Source organism: Polynucleobacter sp. MG-5-Ahmo-C2 (genome assembly GCF_018687735.1).
GTDB lineage: Bacteria > Pseudomonadota > Gammaproteobacteria > Burkholderiales > Burkholderiaceae > Polynucleobacter.
Map to the genome: position 1 here is coordinate 843473 of NZ_CP061304.1, position 18458 is coordinate 861930.

14 protein-coding genes and 3 tRNA genes are annotated in these 18458 nt (G+C 46.0%); 12 read left to right on the plus strand and 5 right to left on the minus strand.

Features of this window, described 5'->3' with window-relative positions; genetic code table 11:
* The first annotated feature begins 79 nt into the window (after positions 1-79).
* Both C2740_RS04360 and C2740_RS04365 read left to right on the plus strand, forming a co-directional pair.
* A tRNA-Val gene (locus C2740_RS04360) sits at positions 80-155 on the plus strand.
* 99 nt (positions 156-254) lie between these two features.
* Positions 255-1718: a peptidylprolyl isomerase gene (locus C2740_RS04365; RefSeq protein ID WP_215294170.1), complete on the plus strand. Its 1464-nt coding sequence runs from the start codon at positions 255-257 to the stop codon at positions 1716-1718.
* Positions 1719-1737: 19 nt separating this feature from the next.
* On the opposite strand, the gene C2740_RS04370 is transcribed toward C2740_RS04365, so the two are convergent.
* The gene (locus C2740_RS04370) at positions 1738-2394 is read right to left on the minus strand and encodes an arylesterase (protein WP_215294171.1); all 657 of its coding nucleotides are present in this window, start codon (positions 2392-2394) and stop codon (positions 1738-1740) included.
* 50 nt (positions 2395-2444) lie between these two features.
* Between C2740_RS04370 and C2740_RS04375 the strand changes: the two genes are divergently transcribed.
* From C2740_RS04375 to C2740_RS04385, 3 genes are read left to right on the plus strand one after another with little or no spacing between them, the layout of a single operon-like run.
* On the plus strand, positions 2445-3119 hold the full coding sequence (locus C2740_RS04375) for an ABC transporter ATP-binding protein (protein WP_215294172.1): 675 nt from the start codon (positions 2445-2447) through the stop codon (positions 3117-3119).
* Between the two features lie 21 nt (positions 3120-3140).
* On the plus strand, positions 3141-7178 hold the full coding sequence (gene purL / locus C2740_RS04380) for a phosphoribosylformylglycinamidine synthase (protein WP_215294173.1): 4038 nt from the start codon (positions 3141-3143) through the stop codon (positions 7176-7178).
* 12 nt (positions 7179-7190) lie between these two features.
* Positions 7191-7952 (plus strand): spermidine synthase, encoded by a 762-nt coding sequence (locus C2740_RS04385; RefSeq protein WP_251369700.1) that lies wholly within the window; start codon positions 7191-7193, stop codon positions 7950-7952.
* Between the two features lie 81 nt (positions 7953-8033).
* Here C2740_RS04385 and C2740_RS04390 read toward each other — a convergent pair whose 3' ends face one another.
* From C2740_RS04390 to C2740_RS04400, 3 genes are all read right to left on the minus strand, one after another.
* Complete coding sequence (locus tag C2740_RS04390) at positions 8034-10619, minus strand: bifunctional aconitate hydratase 2/2-methylisocitrate dehydratase (protein ID WP_215294174.1); 2586 nt, start codon at positions 10617-10619, stop codon at positions 8034-8036.
* A gap of 166 nt (positions 10620-10785) precedes the next feature.
* Positions 10786-10974 (minus strand): superinfection immunity protein, encoded by a 189-nt coding sequence (locus tag C2740_RS04395; RefSeq protein WP_215294175.1) that lies wholly within the window; start codon positions 10972-10974, stop codon positions 10786-10788.
* Positions 10975-10979: 5 nt separating this feature from the next.
* Positions 10980-11426 carry a DUF2147 domain-containing protein gene (locus tag C2740_RS04400; RefSeq protein ID WP_215294176.1) on the minus strand — a complete coding sequence of 149 codons (447 nt, stop codon included), beginning with the start codon at positions 11424-11426 and terminating at the stop codon, positions 10980-10982.
* An 84-nt stretch (positions 11427-11510) separates the two neighbouring features.
* Between C2740_RS04400 and C2740_RS04405 the strand changes: the two genes are divergently transcribed.
* Genes C2740_RS04405 through ftsB form a run of 4 tightly spaced genes read left to right on the plus strand, consistent with a single transcriptional unit; the run spans position 11511 to position 15711 of the window.
* Positions 11511-13172 (plus strand): CTP synthase, encoded by a 1662-nt coding sequence (locus C2740_RS04405; protein WP_215294177.1) that lies wholly within the window; start codon positions 11511-11513, stop codon positions 13170-13172.
* A gap of 9 nt (positions 13173-13181) precedes the next feature.
* Positions 13182-14045 (plus strand): 3-deoxy-8-phosphooctulonate synthase, encoded by an 864-nt coding sequence (gene kdsA, locus C2740_RS04410; RefSeq protein ID WP_215294178.1) that lies wholly within the window; start codon positions 13182-13184, stop codon positions 14043-14045.
* 52 nt (positions 14046-14097) lie between these two features.
* Entirely contained in the window at positions 14098-15384 is a 1287-nt protein-coding gene (gene eno, locus C2740_RS04415; RefSeq protein ID WP_215294179.1) for a phosphopyruvate hydratase, read from the plus strand.
* Between the two features lie 21 nt (positions 15385-15405).
* Positions 15406-15711: a cell division protein FtsB gene (gene ftsB / locus C2740_RS04420; protein WP_215294180.1), complete on the plus strand. Its 306-nt coding sequence runs from the start codon at positions 15406-15408 to the stop codon at positions 15709-15711.
* Positions 15712-15714: 3 nt separating this feature from the next.
* Here ftsB and C2740_RS04425 read toward each other — a convergent pair whose 3' ends face one another.
* Entirely contained in the window at positions 15715-16680 is a 966-nt protein-coding gene (locus C2740_RS04425) for an Hsp33 family molecular chaperone HslO (protein ID WP_215294181.1), read from the minus strand.
* A gap of 55 nt (positions 16681-16735) precedes the next feature.
* Here C2740_RS04425 and gltX point away from each other — a divergent pair, with 55 nt between their 5' ends.
* The 3 genes from gltX (at position 16736) to C2740_RS04440 (ending at position 18406) form a co-directional block, all read left to right on the plus strand.
* Entirely contained in the window at positions 16736-18142 is a 1407-nt protein-coding gene (gene gltX / locus C2740_RS04430; protein ID WP_215294182.1) for a glutamate--tRNA ligase, read from the plus strand.
* 78 nt (positions 18143-18220) lie between these two features.
* Positions 18221-18296 (plus strand) — tRNA-Ala (locus C2740_RS04435).
* A 34-nt stretch (positions 18297-18330) separates the two neighbouring features.
* Positions 18331-18406: transfer RNA gene (locus C2740_RS04440), tRNA-Glu, on the plus strand.
* The last annotated feature ends 52 nt before the right edge of the window (positions 18407-18458 follow it).

The following is an 18458-nucleotide window of genomic DNA, read 5'->3' on the forward strand; positions in this document are numbered from 1 at the left end:
CCCTGTTGCTAGTGGTTGATTTGACGGAAAACACGCTTATCTTTGGTACTTAGGTTACAATTCCACCTGTAATATTTTGGGGCGCTTAGCTCAGTTGGTAGAGCGTCTGCCTTACACGCAGAATGTCGGGAGTTCGAGCCTCTCAGCGCCCACCAAATGTTTACTTCTTCTTGCCTGTTTCAAGGCGTCCATGCTCCAGATCCTGTCGCCTAGTACACTCACATAGTTGATATTTATTACTAGCGAACTTACTCATGTTTGATACTGTCCGTAAACACCAAAAGCTTCTCCAGCTCGTGTTGATGCTATTCATCGTTCCATCATTTGCTATGTTCGGAATTTCTAGTTATTCCAGCTTCATGGATAAGGAAACAGACCTTGTGAAGATCAATGGCAAACCCATTACCGCCCAAGAGGTCGACAATGCAGCTAAGCGTCAAGCAGAGCGAGTTGGTGGCAATCTACAGATTGCACAAAGCCTGCAATTTAGACAGGCGATCCTAAATGAGTTACTGCAACAGCGCATTCTCGGCTTTGCAGTAAATGATTTGCGTCTTCAGGTTGGCAAAGATGCTTTAGTAAAGAGTTTGCAAAATATTCCGCAAATTCGAGCCCTTTACAAACCAGATGGCACTTTTGACGACGTTCGTTTCAAGCAACTCTTAGCAAACAATGGCCTGAATGAAGAGCAGTTTTATGCCGGCCAGGCATTTGATCTCAAAATAAGTCAGTTGGTTAATTCGGTTGCTCGTACTGAAATTGGAAGCCCGAAGCTTTCTGAGATCATTTCCACTCTATATGAAACAGAGCGCCAAGTTCAGGCTTTGCCGTTCGAAGCTAAAAGCTTTTTAGCCAAGGTAAATCCAAGTCAAGAAGAGCTGCAGAATTTTTACAACGCCAACGCTAGTTTATTTGAGAGTCCTGAGTTTATTGATGTTGAGTATATTGTTCTCAAGGCTGACCCTAAGGAAGATGCTAAGGTCTTTAGTGAAAAGGCTGACCAATTCGCTAATATGACTTATGACCAGTCCGATAGTTTGAAGCCTGTGGCTGAAAAATTAAAGTTGAATATTCAGAGTCAAAAGGGCGTTACTCGCTCTGGCCTGGGCGGTGTATCCAGGGATCATCCATTAGCTAACCCTAAAGTCATCCAATCACTTTTTGGCGACGAGGCCCTAAAGAATAAGCGCAATATTGAGGCAGTTCAAACTGCACCTGGTGTTTTTGTATCTGCGAGGGTAGTGATTTTCCATCCCGCTCAGACTTTGCCATTTAAAGACGTTGCTGGAGAAGTAAAGCGGCAAGTTAGCCAAAGGGCTGCAGAGAAATTGGCTGTTGCTGCTGCTTCTGAGCGTTATGCAGAACTTCAAAAGGATCCAAAGAATGCTACTGGATTTGGCAGTGCTGTATGGGTATCTCGTAATAAGCCGGCAAACCTTGTTGGCAGCGCTTTAGATGATGTAATGTCCACCAATCCAGATAAATTACCCGCTTATATTTCGGTGAGCAATCCTGGGGTTGGCGCTACTTTGTATCGAGTAGATCAAATTCGCCAGCCAACTGGTGTGGATGCAAAAGTTCATAAAGCACAGTCACAGCAAATTCAAGCGCTGGCTGCACAATCTGAGTTTGCGGGTTTTATGGCTTATTGGCGCGACACTGCAAAGGTGAAAACTATCAATCCATTGAAGCCCCCATCTACAGGTGCAGGCAGTTAATCTGCTGCTTGAACTATTTCTACTTGCTGAGAAGTGATTGATATGGGGCCATAGCGCCCCATACGTTTTTATACAAAATCATCTGTGCTTTTTCATTGGGATGAATGTTGTCCTGCTGAAATAGTGCAGCGTTACTCGCAACACCTTCTAAGAAAAACGGTAGTAGTTCGACGCTCTCTTGGGCGGCGAGTTTTGGATAGAGCTCTTTAAATTTCTTTGTATAGGCATGGCCATAATTTGGCGGAATTTGCATACCAAGTAACAAAACCTTAGCACCGGTTTTTTTGCTCAGCACGATCATCCTGCGTAAGTTCTTTTCGGTCTCAGTAATAGATAGGCCTCGCAAAGCATCATTCGCACCGAGCTCAAGAAATACAATGGCAGGCTTTTTCTGCTCTAGTAGCTTGGGTAGGCGGGCAAGACCACCAGAAGTCGTTTCTCCGCTGATGCTGGCATTAAATACAGTCCACTGACTTCCTTGTTTTTGAAGTTGACCCTCAAGAAGTTTTACCCAACCCGAACCCCTGACGAGGCCATATTCAGCTGAAAGACTATCGCCCATTAGCAAAATGACAGGATTAGGGCTCGCAGATGTGACAAAGGAAATTAACAGGCAAAATAAGCCTATTGCAATAGCTTTTTTTGATATGAAAGTCGACGGAATATTTTGATTCATCTATTTATTGACTTCGGGGCTAGCAAGCCTTTATTTCAGATTTCATATTTATGAGCGCCTTCGAAAAAGTTCTTAGCGCTGTTCACTTGGGTAAGTCCGTTCGCTCCAGCGATGGCATCCTTAGCATTTTGCACGACATTTGCTTTGAGCTCAGTCAAGGTGAAAGTGTAGCTATCACTGGCAGCTCTGGTTCCGGTAAAAGTACTTTACTCGGCCTTTTGGCCGGCTTAGATCTTCCGAGTGAGGGTAATGTCACCTTGATGGGGCAGAATCTCAATACACTCGATGAAGACGGCCGTGCCAAACTGAGGGGTTTGCAGGTTGGCTTTGTTTTTCAGTCATTTCAACTGTTACCGCACCTAACGGCGCTTGAAAATGTGATGCTCCCGGCAGAGCTGTCGAGAATGGAAAACCCCAAGGCAAATGCTAAAACATGGCTCGAGCGCGTGGATTTAGGTGAGCGATTTGACCATTTCCCCAAAACCCTTTCTGGAGGGGAGCAACAACGGGTGGCCTTGGCAAGAGCCTTCATTACTAAGCCTGCCATTCTGTTTGCTGATGAACCTACCGGAAGCTTAGATGAAGCTAGCGGAAATCGGGTCATTGAGCTCCTTTTTGATCTCAATCAAGCCAATCAATCTACCCTTGTTCTGGTTACCCATGATCCAGCCTTGGCTAGTAGGTGCCAGCGCCAATTACACCTTCAGGGCGGGCGCTTGTTGTAGGCAAAACCTTATAATCTAGGGATGTCTTTTTTCCACTTTTTGCCCGGCGCTGATGCGCTTTCCTCCTTCCGCCAACAGCGTCTTTTAGCCTCATTAGCTTCTCAAGGCATTGAGCTTGATTCCATTGAGGCGCAATACATTCATTTCATTTGGTCTGAAGAAGCTCTAAGCACTGCAGATCAGGAGCTTCTTGCTAGTCTTCTGACTTACGGGCAACCGTTTAGTTCCAAAATGAATCCAGGTAAATCCTGGTTTTCTAAAAATTCAGGCTCAGGCCAAGGTGCTGTCGTCATTCCGCGCTTGGGAACAGTATCCCCATGGTCCAGTAAAGCAACTGATATTGCACGGCAATGCGGACTAACAGTATTGCGCATTGAACGTGGCATACAGTACTCATGGAATGCTAAAAACACATTAAGCCCGGCACAAGAACAATTAGTGTTGGCAGCAATTCATGATCGGATGACTGAAGCGGTTATTCATTCTGTAGAAGAAGCGAATGCACTTTATCAAACCCTCGAAGATCGTCCATTAAGCCGTATCTTGCTATTAGAACAAGGTAGGGCAGCTTTAGATAAAGCCAATCAAGAGCTTGGTCTAGCCTTATCTGATGATGAGGTGGATTATTTAACGGAAAATTTTATACGCCTAAAGCGCAATCCAAGTGATGTAGAGCTCATCATGTTCGCGCAAGCAAATAGTGAGCATTGCCGGCATAAGATTTTTAATTCAAGCTGGACTATTGACGGTGACGACCAAGAGCGTTCACTGTTTGCAATGATTCGCAATACGCATCAATTGCATCCAGAGGGAACAATTGTTGCGTATTCTGACAACTCTGCCGTGATGGTTGGCTGTGAATCAGAGACTTGGGTTCCCCAGGGCGGTGATCATCGCTATGAGAAAGATACGCGTTTAGTCCATACCTTGATGAAGGTAGAGACGCATAACCATCCAACTGCCATTGCACCATTTCCGGGAGCTTCTACAGGCGCTGGCGGTGAGATTCGTGATGAAGGAGCTACTGGTATAGGTGGACGCCCTAAAGCAGGCTTAACCGGCTTTTCAGTTTCCAATCTGAATATCCCAGGCACCGAGCTTCCTTGGGAAAGTGAAAAATATGGCAAGCCGGAGCGGATTGCCACACCTTTGCAAATCATGATTGATGGCCCCTTAGGGGGAGCCGCATTTAATAATGAGTTTGGCCGCCCCATCTTAGGCGGTTATTTCCGTGTCTTTGAGCAAACCTTAGATGACACACGTCGCGGTTATCACAAGCCAATCATGATTGCTGGTGGTATTGGCAGCATTGATGCAATTCATACAACGAAGAAAGCAATTGAAGCAGGGCATTTATTGATTCAATTGGGTGGTCCAGGTATGCGTATTGGTATGGGTGGCGCAACAGGTAGTTCCGTTGCCACTGGCACCAACACTGCAGATTTAGATTTTGATTCTGTTCAACGCGGAAACCCTGAGATGGAGCGTCGCGCCCAAGAGGTTATTAATGCTTGTCGCGCAATGGGCGAAAACAATCCAATTGTTTCCATACATGATGTAGGTGCCGGTGGCCTTTCTAATGCGTTCCCTGAGTTAGCGGATGGCGCAGGATTAGGCGCTAAATTTAAATTACGCAGTGTGCCGCTTGAAGAGAGTGGCATGAGCCCAGCAGAAATCTGGTGTAACGAATCTCAAGAGCGCTATGTATTGGCGATTGAAGCAAAAGATTTAGACCTCTTTAAATCCTTCTGCGAACGCGAACGCTGTCCATTTGCTGTAGTAGGTGAAGCGACCGCAGAGCGTCAACTGCAACTCAGTGACTCTAAGCAAGACGCAAGCACTGATGCTGCAATGCCAATTGATATGCCAATGGAAGTACTGCTTGGCAAGCCACCACGCATGCATCGTGATGTGCAACGAATTACTCAAGAGTTCAGCGAGCTTGATGTCACTGATACTGACCTTGCTCAATCAGTTGCCTGGGTCCTGCAACAACCTACAGTGGCAAGCAAATCCTTCTTAATTACGATTGGCGATAGATCTGTTGGTGGCCTCAATGCCCGCGATCAATTTGTTGGCCCATGGCAAGTACCTGTAGCTGACTGTGCGGTTACCTTAATGGACTACAAAGGCTATCGGGGCGAAGTAATGAGTATGGGTGAAAGAACCCCTGTTGCCGTAATCGATGCTTCTGCCGCTGCCCGTATGGCCGTAGGTGAGGCCATTACAAATTTATTGGCTGCCGATATTCATTCTTTAGGGGATGTGAAGTTATCAGCCAATTGGATGGCGGCTTGTGGCTCTCCGGGAGAGGATGCAAAACTATATGACTCGGTCAAAGCTGTTGGTATGGATCTCTGTCCTGCCCTAGGCATTTCAATCCCAGTCGGAAAAGATTCTTTATCGATGGCAACTGCTTGGCAAGATGGAGCAGAGTCAAAGAAGGTTGTTTCCCCCGTTTCTTTAATCATTTCTGCGTTTGCTTCAGTCCAGGATGTACGTAAAACACTGACCCCTCAATTAAAACTCAAAGAGAAAAATGGCGCCTCCCTTGATACTGAATTAATCCTGATTGATCTGGGGCGTGGTAAGAACCGCATGGCTGGGAGTATTCTTGCTCAAGTATTGAATCAGTCAGGTAAAGAGGCGCCTAATCTAGATCACCCGGAAGATCTCAAGAACTTAGCAGCTGCCATCATTGAGCTTCGCAAAGAGAACAAGTTACTGGCGTATCACGATCGCTCTGATGGCGGATTATTGGCTTGTATTGCTGAGATGGCGTTTGCATCTCATTGCGGAGTCTCCATCAATGTTGACATGATTGCGGTGGATGCTGGACAAGAGCCAGATTACGGCGATGCCAAGAACTGGGCGCAACAAGTTTCTGGCCGTCGGCATGAGCAAACCATGCGTGCTTTATTTAATGAAGAGCTTGGTGCAGTGATTCAAGTTTGCAGAGAAGAGCGTGATGCAGTTTTTGCAATCCTACGTAAGCTAGGCTTAAGCGCGTTTAGTCATGTCATTGGCAAGCCAAATACTAATGGCCGAATTGAAGTCTGGCGGGATGCTAAGAATGTCTTCGCAGAGCCACGCGAGGTTTTGCAAAAGATGTGGGCTAATACCAGTTATCAAATTGCTCGTTTGCGCGACAACCCTGTCTGTGCTGATAGCGAATTTGCGCTCTTGGATAATTTGTCTGATACTGGAATGTCCCCAAGGCTTACTTTTGATTCGAGCGATGATATTGCTGCGCCATTCATTCAGAAGAATGCACGCCCCAAAGTGGCGATTTTGCGTGAGCAGGGCGTTAACTCCCATGTTGAAATGGCCTATGCCGTTAACTGGGCCGGATTTGACAGTTTTGACGTCCATATGTCTGATTTATTGAGTGGCAAAGCAAAGCTCGATGACTTCCGTGGATTAATTGCTTGCGGCGGCTTTAGTTATGGTGATGTGCTTGGTGCTGGTGAAGGGTGGGCCAAAACAATTTTATTCAACCCGCAACTTCGAGATCAATTTTCCACATTCTTCAATCGTCAGGATAGTTTCGCCTTAGGTGTTTGCAATGGTTGTCAGATGATGAGTAATCTTTCTGGGATTATTCCTGGCGCACAGGCTTGGCCTAAATTTACCCGCAATCAATCAGAGCAATATGAAGCGCGTTTAGTCATGGCGGAAATTCTTGCTTCCCCTTCAATCTTCACTCAAGGCATGGAAGGTAGTCAATTACCCATTGCTATAGCGCATGGTGAAGGTTTTGCGAATTTTAACCAACAGGGCAATTTGAATCTACTACATCAGCAAGGTTTAGCAGCCTTACGTTTTGTTGATCACCAGGGCAATCCAACGGAAACTTATCCTCTGAACCCAAATGGTTCACCTGGTGGTCTCACTGGTGTAACAACGCCAGATGGTCGTTTCACAGTAATGATGCCTCACCCCGAGCGTGTATTTCGTGCTGTGCAGATGAGTTGGTGCCCGCCTGAATGGTTGGATACTTCAGATGGTGCAAGCCCGTGGTTACGTTTATTCCGTAATGCGCGCCATTGGGCAAAGTAGGGTTACGAAAATATGTTGATGGAGCCCGTAACCTTTTCTGAAAGTGGTGGAATTCGTTATTTGCATTTTGGTACTGAGTTGATTCAAGGGGCAATGCGTATCCGTGACCCCAATGAAATCTATCTCGAATATAACCAGCAAATGATGGCATGGCTTCTCTTTCTTGAAACCAAGCCAGGGATGCGAGTTGCACAATTGGGCCTGGGAACAGGCGCGTTAACAAAATTCACACATCTCCATTGTCCTGCAGTTAAATCTACCGTGGTAGAGCTTAACCCTGCAGTCATTGTTGCAGCGAGAAGTATGTTTTCAATGCCAGACGATGATCGCAGATTGGAGACCTTGCAAGTGGATGCTAAAGAATTTGTGAGGCGTTCTCAATATCTCAATACGTTTGATGCCGTGCAAGTTGATTTGTATGATGCTATTTGCGACGGTCCGTCTGCCAGTTCTTTAGAGTTTTACAAAGGTTGCTATCAAATTCTCAAGGGCCCTGGGGTTCTGACGGTTAACCTCTTCTCAAAGCATAAAAGCTTTGATATCAATCTTAAGAATATTTGCGAAGCGTTTGGTGATCGCGTGCTCTTATTCCCCGAATCACATGATTGCAATGTCGTTGCGATTGCGTTTAAAGGTCCAAAACTAGAAGCAGAGTGGCGTGATGTTTCTGCGCGAGCCAAGCTGATTAAGGAAAAAACAGACCTACCAACCAATAAATGGGTGTCAGGCATTAGTCATGTAAATGCCCATCAGGAATCAAAGTTATCCATCTAATAAATAATTGGATAAGAAAAAAGGCGATCATCTGATCGCCTTTTTGGTTTTCAAGCATTGAGTGCTTGAAGGCTTTTTCAATTAAACGGTCACAGTATCTGCAACATCGCTAAATGACTTGATCTTATCAAAGCTCATATATTTATAGACATCGCTGGCTTTAGCATCTAGAGCCTTTACTTGCTCTAAATACTCGGCTGGCGTAGGTAGACGTCCCAACAGGGCGGCAACAGAAGCCAGTTCGGCAGAGGCCAAATACACGCGCGTATCAATACCTAAGCGGTTAGGGAAGTTACGTGTGGAAGTTGATACAGCCGTTGAACCTTTGCGGATTTGCGCTTGGTTGCCCATGCACAATGAGCAACCTGGACTTTCCATACGAGCACCAGCAGCACCCAACATACCGTAGTAGCCTTCTTCCATCAAGATCATGGCGTCCATCTTGGTTGGAGGCGCTACCCATAAACGGGTTGGCATATCTTTTTTACCTTGCAACACTTGACCAGCGGCACGGAAGTGTCCAATGTTGGTCATGCATGAACCAATAAAGACTTCATCAATCTTGTCACCGGCAACTTCAGACAATACTTTTACATCATCTGGGTCGTTAGGGCATGCAAGGATCGGCTCTTTGATTTCATCGATATTGATTTCGATAATTTCCGCATAGTCGGCATTAGCATCAGGTTGCAGCAGTTGCGGGTTTGCAATCCAAGCTTCCATTGCTTTGATACGACGACCAAGAGTACGCTTGTCGTCATAACCATTAGCAATCATCCACTTCATCAAAGTGATGTTCGATTGCATGTACTCAATGATAGGTTCTTTGTTTAAATGAACGGTGCAACCACCAGCAGAACGTTCAGCAGAGGCATCAGATAATTCAAATGCTTGTTCAACCTTGAGATCGGGTAAACCTTCGATTTCTAGAATGCGACCAGAGAAAATATTCTTCTTACCTTGCTTCTCGACGGTGAGTAAACCCCTCTTAATTGCATACAAAGGAATTGCATTGACCAAGTCACGTAAGGTGATGCCTGGTTGCATCTTGCCTTTGAAGCGAATCAAGACAGATTCAGGCATATCTAAAGGCATAACGCCTGTAGCAGCAGCAAAAGCAACTAAGCCTGAGCCTGCGGGGAAAGAGATGCCAATTGGGAAGCGAGTATGACTATCGCCACCAGTGCCACAGGTATCAGGCAATAGCAAACGATTTAACCAGCTATGGATCACGCCGTCACCAGGACGCAATGCAACGCCACCACGATTGGTCATGAATGGCGGCAATTCATGCTGAGTACGAATGTCTACCGGTTTTGGATAAGCGGAAGTGTGGCAGAAAGACTGCATTACTAAGTCAGAAGAGAAGCCTAAGCAAGCTAAATCCTTTAATTCATCACGAGTCATCGGACCAGTGGTGTCTTGTGATCCAACGGTAGTCATGTGAGGCTCACAGTACGTTCCGGGACGTACACCTTGACCCTCTGGCAATCCACAGGCACGACCAACCATCTTCTGCGCCAAGCTAAAACCTTTTTTGTTATCAGGTGGACTCACCGGCAGGCGGAATTCGGTAGAGGCAGGTAAGCCCAGTGCTAAACGGGCTTTAGCGGTCAAGCCACGTCCCACGATCAAGGGGATGCGACCGCCAGCGCGTACTTCATCCAAAATAACAGGGGACTTGAGTGCGAAGGAGGTAATTTCTTTGCCATCTTTCAGAGCTTTACCTTCGTATGGACGCAATTCAATAACGTCACCCATATTCATTTTGGACACATCTAATTCGATTGGTAGTGCACCAGAATCTTCCATGGTGTTAAAGAAGATAGGCGCAATATTGCCACCAAGACAGACGCCGCCGAAGCGCTTGTTTGGAACAAATGGAATATCTTGACCAGTCCACCACAAGACAGAATTGGTTGCGGACTTGCGTGAGGAACCCGTACCAACTACATCGCCTACATAAGCAATTTGATTGCCTTTTTTCTGCAGTTCAGCAATTTGCTTCATTGGGCCACGAACACCAGACTCATCTGGTTCGATACCAGGGCGTGGGTTTTTCAGCATAATCGTTGCATGCAAAGGAATGTCGGGACGGCTCCAAGCGTCGGGTGCTGGAGAGAGGTCATCAGTATTCGTCTCGCCAGTGACTTTAAATACCGTGAGCTTCATGCTTTGAGGAACTGCGGGGCGGCTAGTAAACCATTCTGCATCTGCCCAACTTTTCATCACAGCCTTTGCATTTGCATTACCTTTTTCAGCAAGCTCATGCACGTCATTGAAGTAATCAAACATCAAGAGTGTTTTCTTGAGCGCATCAGCGGCAACGGCGCCACATTCTGCGTCCGTCAAAAGCTCAACCAATGGTTTGATGTTGTATCCGCCAAGCATGGTTCCCAACAATTCAGTTGCCTGAACTCGTGAAATCAATGGTGATTTTTCAGTGCCTTTTGCTACTGCGTCTAAAAATTCTGCTTTCACCTTTGCCGCATCATCTACGCCGGCAGGTACGCGATTCGTAATTAGCTCTACAAGCTCAGCTTCTTTCCCTGTAGGTGGATTCTTTAGCAACTTCACCAATTCTGCAGTTTGATCTTTGCTTAATGGGAGGGCTGGAATACCGAGTGCTGCGCGTTCAGCAACTTGGGCGTTGTAGGCTTCTAACATTGTGTTTCCTATGCGGTAAATGTGATCTATAGAAAGACTAAACGGGAATTTTCACCCGAATTTCGACATTATAGTTACTAATTTAAGTCTTATATAAGAGTTTAAACCCTATAAATCCACCTAAGAGGGCTTTGGAGTGTCAATTAAAGGGGGTTTCAGGCAAAGATTAGATAACCTTCTCATCCTTGAGAGCCCAAACCAAGGCTACCACCCATCCAATCAGGGACCAGCCCAGAAAGAGATTTAGTGCAAAAATCGCACCAGTATTAGCCCTCTTTCTATGGAAAGCGATGGCAAAAGGCAGGAAGTAAAAGAGCGATAAAACAGTAATAAGAATGGCAAACAGAAGGCGCATGGCGTTTATTTCTCACGTATCCAGGTTTGTGTTCTTCCCAGCAAAGGGATTCCAATATAGGCCCTTAAATCCAATTTACCACCCTGGTCCTTGAGTTTCATCTCTGCTCGATAGATTTCACCATCATCAGGGTCCAAGATTTGACCGCCTGAATAAGAGTCCCCAGTCCTTTTGAGGCCAGTTAGGATTTCCATGCCCAGAACAGGTTTGCCTTTGCGGTTATCGGTACATTTTTCACAGTTTGGCAGTGCGCTCAGATCAAGTATTTTTGTAATTACCCCAGAAAAAACACCATTTTTCTCAGTAATTTGCACAATTGCAGCCGGTAGGTTGGTGTCGTCGTCAAAAGTCTTCCAGGTGCCCACAATGGAGTCCGATGTTTGGGCTGACAGTTGGGTGGCTTCAAAGGCCAGAATGCAGCCAAGGACGATGAAAAGCAGTGGTTTTTTCATAGATTTCTGGATTATTACCTTTTTACAATTCAGTCATTAGACATTGCTATCGTTATAATTACTTTTTCCAACAGAGCTTAAGCGATGACCAAATACGTTTTTGTCACTGGTGGTGTGGTTTCTTCTTTAGGGAAAGGAATCGCAGCTGCCTCGCTTGCCGCGATTCTTGAATCCCGCGGCCTGAAAGTCACCCTCCTAAAATTAGACCCTTATATTAACGTTGACCCGGGCACCATGAGTCCACTGCAGCACGGTGAAGTTTTTGTCACTGAAGATGGGGCTGAAACAGATTTAGATTTAGGGCACTATGAGCGCTTCGTATCCGCAAAGATGCGCAAGAGCAATAACTTCACCACTGGCCAAATTTATGAGTCCGTCATTAGCAAAGAGCGTCGCGGTGAATACTTAGGAAAAACCGTTCAGGTTATTCCCCATATTACAAATGAGATTCAAGCTTTTGTAGAACGGGGAGCTAATGCAAGTCATGATGGTAAGGCTGATATCGCTATTTGTGAGATCGGCGGTACGGTGGGTGATATCGAATCCCTACCATTTTTAGAGGCGGCACGGCAGATGAGCCTTCGCCTCCCCATGCATAGCTGCGCATTTGTGCATCTAACCTTAGTTCCTTATATTCAAAGTGCTGGCGAGTTGAAAACGAAACCCACCCAACACTCTGTGCAAAAGTTGCGTGAGATAGGCATCATGCCAACTGTCTTGTTATGCCGTGCTGATCGACCAATTCCGGAAGACGAGCGCGCTAAGATCTCTTTGTTTTCTAACGTCCGTGATGAAGCAGTCATTTCTGTATGGGATGTTGATACGATTTATAAGATTCCAGAAATGCTTCATGCGCAAGGCATGGATGACTTGATTTGTCGAGAGTTACAAATCGATGCCAAACCAGCGGATCTTTCTGTATGGGCGCATTTGGTTTATGAGATGGCCAATCCTCAACACGAAGTTACCATTGGTATGGTTGGCAAGTATGTTGAATTGACTGAGTCTTATAAGTCACTAATTGAAGCGCTACGTCATGCTGGTATTCATACGCATACCAAGGTGAATATCAACTATATCGATTCAGAAGTGATCGAAAAAGACGGCGTTGATTGCTTGAGGAAGCTTGACGCCATATTGGTTCCCGGCGGCTTTGGTAAGCGCGGTACAGAAGGCAAGATCTCTGCGATCCGTTATGCCCGTGAAAACAATATTCCTTATCTTGGTATCTGCCTTGGCATGCAGTTGGCTGTGATTGAGTTTGCGCGCCATGTCGCCAATATCGCAAAGGCAAACAGTACTGAATTTGATCCGCAAGCTGAAAATCCTGTAGTTGCTCTCATTACTGAGTGGATGGACAGGGAGGGAAATGTTGAAAAACGTAGCAATGCTTCTGACCTTGGTGGCACGATGCGCCTAGGATCACAACGTTGCCCCGTTAAAGCAGGCACTTTGGCCCATCGGATTTATGGCGCAGAAGTAAATGAACGCCATCGCCATCGCTATGAAGTGAATAACACTTATGTTCCAAGACTGGAGGAGTCTGGCTTAATTATTTCTGCCAGAACCCCAAATGAGTCATTGCCTGAAATGATGGAGTTGCCAGAGTCGATGCATCCATGGTTCTTTGGTGTGCAGTTTCATCCGGAATTCACCTCAACACCACGAGATGGGCACCCCTTGTTCTCTGCATTCATTAGTGCCGCACTGATCCATCAAAATACTGCATTAAAACAAGTTGCTTAAGAGGATGCTATGAGTCCATTCAAACTATGCGGTTTTAATGTTGGTTTAGATCAGCGTTTTTTCTTAATCGCGGGTACCTGCGTCATTGAGTCCGAACAGTCGGCCATTGATGTTGCTGGGCATTTGAAAGAAATCACCAGCGCTTTGAACATCCCGTTTATCTATAAATCTTCCTTTGATAAGGCTAACCGTTCTTCTGGAACTTCGTTTCGTGGTTTAGGTATGGAGAAGGGCCTAGAAATATTGGCTAAGGTTAAAAAAGAAGTGGGTGTTCCGATTTTGACTGATGTTCACGATATTAACGAGATCGAAGTAGTGTCTAAGGTTGTTGATGTGATTCAGACCCCTGCCTTTTTATGCAGACAGACCGATTTCATTCGTGCTTGCGCTCAAAGTGGTAAGCCAGTCAATTTTAAAAAGGGGCAGTTCCTATCCCCACATGAAATGCTCAATGTTATTGAGAAGGCGCGAGCAGCAGCCAAAGAAGTAAATGTTCCGGATCAATTTATGGTTTGTGAGCGTGGTGCCTCATTCGGCTATAACAATCTAGTTTCTGATATGCGCAGCTTGGCCATATTGCGCGAGGCGAATGCACCCGTTGTTTTTGATGCTACCCATTCTGTTCAACTACCGGGTGGCCAAGGGACAGCAAGCGGTGGGCAACGTGAGTTTGTGCCAGTATTGGCGCGTGCCGCGGTTGCTGTTGGTATTAGTGGTCTTTTTATGGAAACTCACCCAGATCCATCTAAAGCCTTATCTGACGGCCCTAATGCAGTTCCGTTACATCGCATGAGGGAGTTGCTAGAGTCATTGCTTGCGATTGATACAGTAGTCAAATCTAACGGTCCATTTTTAGAAAATAGCTTTCAGTAATTTTTAAAGAAGTTATTAATCCCAATTTCATATTGTTTTAAGGAGAAGGTGCATGAGCGCCATTGTTGACATCATCGGTAGAGAAGTTTTAGATTCACGCGGCAACCCAACAGTAGAGTGCGATGTATTACTGGAGTCTGGCGTCATGGGGCGTGCTGCCGTTCCATCTGGAGCTTCCACGGGTTCACGTGAAGCAATCGAATTGCGTGATGGTGATCAGTCTCGTTATTTGGGTAAAGGCGTTTTGAATGCTGTTCAAAACATTAATGTTGAAATTGCAGAAACTATTCTCGGTTTAGATGCAACAGAGCAAGCTTTCTTGGACCGCACCCTGATCGAATTAGATGGCACTCATAACAAAGCGCGTCTTGGCGCAAACGCAACCTTAGCTGTTTCTATGGCTGTTGCAAGAGCGGCCGCTGAAGAAGCTGGCTTACCTTTGTACCGTTATTTTGGTGGCTCAGGTGGCATGCAATTACCGGTGCCCATGATGAATATCGTCAATGGTGGCGCACATGCCAATAACAGTTTAGACATTCAAGAATTCATGATCATGCCGGTTGGTGCGGAAAATTTCCGTGACGCCTTGCGTTGTGGAGCTGAAATTTTCCATGAACTTAAGAAAATCATTGGCGCTCAAGGCATGCCGACTACTGTAGGTGACGAAGGTGGCTTTGCCCCGAACTTCAAAAGTAACCATGAGTGCTTGCAAACCATCATGAAAGCAATTGAGGGTGCTGGCTACCAAGCGGGTGATGATGTTTTATTGGCCCTAGATTGCGCTGCTAGTGAGTTTTACAAAGACGGCAAATACCATCTTTCAGGCGAAGGCTTACAGCTCACCTCTAGTGAGTTCTCTGATTATCTTGGTAACTTGGCAGATCAATTTCCGATCGTATCGATTGAAGACGGTATGCATGAGGGCGACTGGGATGGTTGGGCTGATATCACCAAGAAGCTTGGTAAGAAGATTCAATTGGTGGGCGATGATCTCTTCGTTACCAATACTCGCATCCTGAAAGAAGGCATTGAGAAAGGTATTGCCAACTCCATCTTGATTAAGATTAACCAGATTGGCACCTTGACAGAAACGTTTGCCGCGATTGAGATGGCCAAACGCGCTAATTACACTGCGGTCATTTCTCATCGCTCTGGTGAAACTGAAGATAGCACTATTGCTGATATCGCTGTTGGCACAAATGCTGGCCAGATTAAGACAGGCTCCTTATCTCGCTCTGATCGCATTGCCAAATACAACCAACTCTTGCGAATCGAGGAAGACTTGGGTGATGTCGCAACCTATCCAGGCAAATCTGTTTTCTATAACTTGAAACGCTAAGTCACAAAAGATATACTTAATATGCGGATTGTCATCTACTCGATGCTGGTATTGCTCATCGCAATTCAGTACCCCCTGTGGCTAGGAAAGGGTGGATGGCTAAAGGTTTACGAGATGGAGAGACAGGTAGAGCTTCAGGAGGCTAAAAATAGTCTCATGGCTCTTCGTAATGCAAAGTTAGCGGGCGACGTTAAGGATTTAAAGGATGGTACGCGCGCTATTGAGGAGCGCGCTAGAGCTGAGCATGGTTTGATTAAAGAGGGTGAGTTTTTTGTGCAAATCTTGCCTGCAGATAAAGCGAACACACCCGCTGCTATGAAACAATAAATTCTAATGGCCGCTAGATGGCGGTCTTGTGGCATCGCTGAGTAAATCCGTTTTGAATACTTGCAAACAGTCCACGGCATCGAACCGATAGGGCTTGGCGCAAAACTCACAAATTGTCTCTACTATCCCTTGCTCTTCCAGTATCCCTTGTACCTCTTCCTCCCCAAGCATTCTCAAGACATCGGCAACTTTGTTGCGCGAGCAACGACAAGAAAAGCGAATCTTTCTTGGGGGGAAGCTGCGAACGCCATTCTCAGTGGATTCCTCTAAAAACAAGCGCCTCAAGATAGTTTCAGGTGGAAGCGTTATCAACTCCTCGTCGGTGATCGTTTCACCCAAAGTCTGTATACGAGTCCAGCCCTCGGCAGCTGTTTGTGGATCAAGGTGTGTATGGCCACCAGAATCTGGCATGCGTTGCAACAAGAGTCCGCCTATATTTGAATCATTTGAAGTTAGCCAAATTCTGGTTTCTAGCTGTTCAGAATTTTGCATGTATAGACCGATAGCCTCTGCCGCGCTAGCTACTGGCGTGAGCTGACCACCGCGATGCTGTTGGAGCGCAACAATGCCTTGGTAGGGTGGTTGGCCGGGCTCTCGCTCCGAAGGGTCTAGGGTAATCACAAGCCTGCCAGAGTTCCTTGCATCGAGCAGATCTCCAAGAGTCGCATTTGGAGATATTTCTGAGGGATCGACTGATAGCTTGACGGTGGCTCTCATCGATAGATCGGACTTACATTCGACAACGAGTAGCTGAATCGGGCCTTTACTTTGTGCCTGAATAATCAATGTGCCATCAAACTTGAGGCTAGCGCTCAGAAGGGTGGCTGCACCAACAAAATCACCTAGAATGCGTCGTACTACCGGCGGATCATTACGACGCTCTAAAACAGCCTGCCACGCAGTGCTGATGGACACAATTTCCCCGCGAACTGGGGCCCCATCACAGACAAATACAAGTAATTCATTCATGAGGCAAAGTATCCACGTTTTTTAATTTTGCCGCCAATTTGACTGACCTGAGATAATGCGCTTTATGCATATTCGTACACGTTTCGCCCCCAGTCCAACGGGCTTTATTCATTTGGGCAATCTACGCAGCGCTCTCTACCCTTGGGCATTTGCACGTCACAATAAAGGTGATTTCATTCTTCGGATTGAAGATACCGATTTGGAGCGCTCTACTCAGGAAGCGGTAGATGTGATCATTGAAGGGATGTCCTGGTTAGGGCTTGATTTAGATGAGGGTCCAATCTATCAGATGCAGCGGATTGATCGCTATCGTGCAGTCGTCAAACAAATGCTGGATGCAGGACTGGCCTATCCCTGCTATATGTCGGAAGAGGAGTTAAATAAACTCCGTGACCAACAAATGGCCAATAAAGAAAAGCCGCGTTACAACGGTTTGTGGAGACCGGAACCCGGAAAAACTTTGCCGACGATTCCTGAAGCTGTGCAGCCAGTCATTCGCTTTAAGAATCCTATTGGCGGATCTGTCATCTGGGATGATGCCGTGAAGGGCAAGATTGAAATTAGCAATGATGAGCTTGATGATCTTGTAATTGCTCGCCCAGACGGCACACCAACGTACAACTTTTGCGTCGTAGTAGATGACTTGGATATGAAGATTACTCATGTCATTCGTGGTGATGATCATGTAAATAACACCCCTCGTCAGATTAATATCATGACGGCCTTAGGTGGCATTCCTCCGATCTATGCTCATCTACCCACGGTTCTAAATGATTCTGGTGAGAAGATGAGCAAGCGTAATGGCGCCATGAGTGTGCGCGATTATCAAAAGGCAGGGTATTTGCCGGAGGCAATTCTGAATTATCTGGCGCGCTTAGGTTGGTCACACGGTGATGCAGAAATATTTACAAAAGAACAATTTGTAGATTGGTTTGATTTAGAGAGCTTGGGTCGCTCACCAGCACAACACAATCCTGAAAAATTACTCTGGTTAAATCATCAATATATTCAGAATGCAGATCCCACTCAATTGGCTGAAGTGACTAAACCCTTTGCACATCAGCTTGGTATCGATACTGAAAATGGACCAAACTTTATTCAAGTTGTTGGACTATTAAAAGATCGTGCTAATACCTTGATTGAGATTGCGGAAGGGGCTAAGCTGTTTTACTTGCCAGCACCGATGCATAGTGCAGAACAGATAGCCGCAAATATTCCGGAATCGATTGTCCCTGCACTAAAAGATTTAATTGAAGCAATCAAGAATGCGGAACCTACAAAAGAAGCTTACGGAGCGGCATTTAAGCAAGTTCTAGCCGTGCATCAACTTAAGATGCCAGCCTTAGCTATGCCCGTTCGTTATGCCTTATTTGCTACAACTCAGACTCCAGCAATAGATTCTGTATTGGTGGTATTGGGTAAGGATGAAGCTCTCAAGAGGCTCTCCAAGGTGGTCCAGTAGGCAATTTGCGCAATCGCACAAAAATAGGATAAAATCTTGGATTGTTTTGAGTGTCTTGCGGTTTTATTGTGGGATTTCGGGGGTATAGCTCAGCTGGGAGAGCGCTTGCATGGCATGCAAGAGGTCAGCGGTTCGATCCCGCTTATCTCCACCAAGCATTCAAATTGCTGTATTTTGAAGTAGTCCAGGTCCCCATCGTCTAGAGGCCTAGGACATCACCCTTTCACGGTGAGTACGGGGGTTCGAATCCCCCTGGGGACGCCAGAAATTTTGGTGGCAGTAAAATGTAGTTTGTGATGTTTCACTCGATGTATTT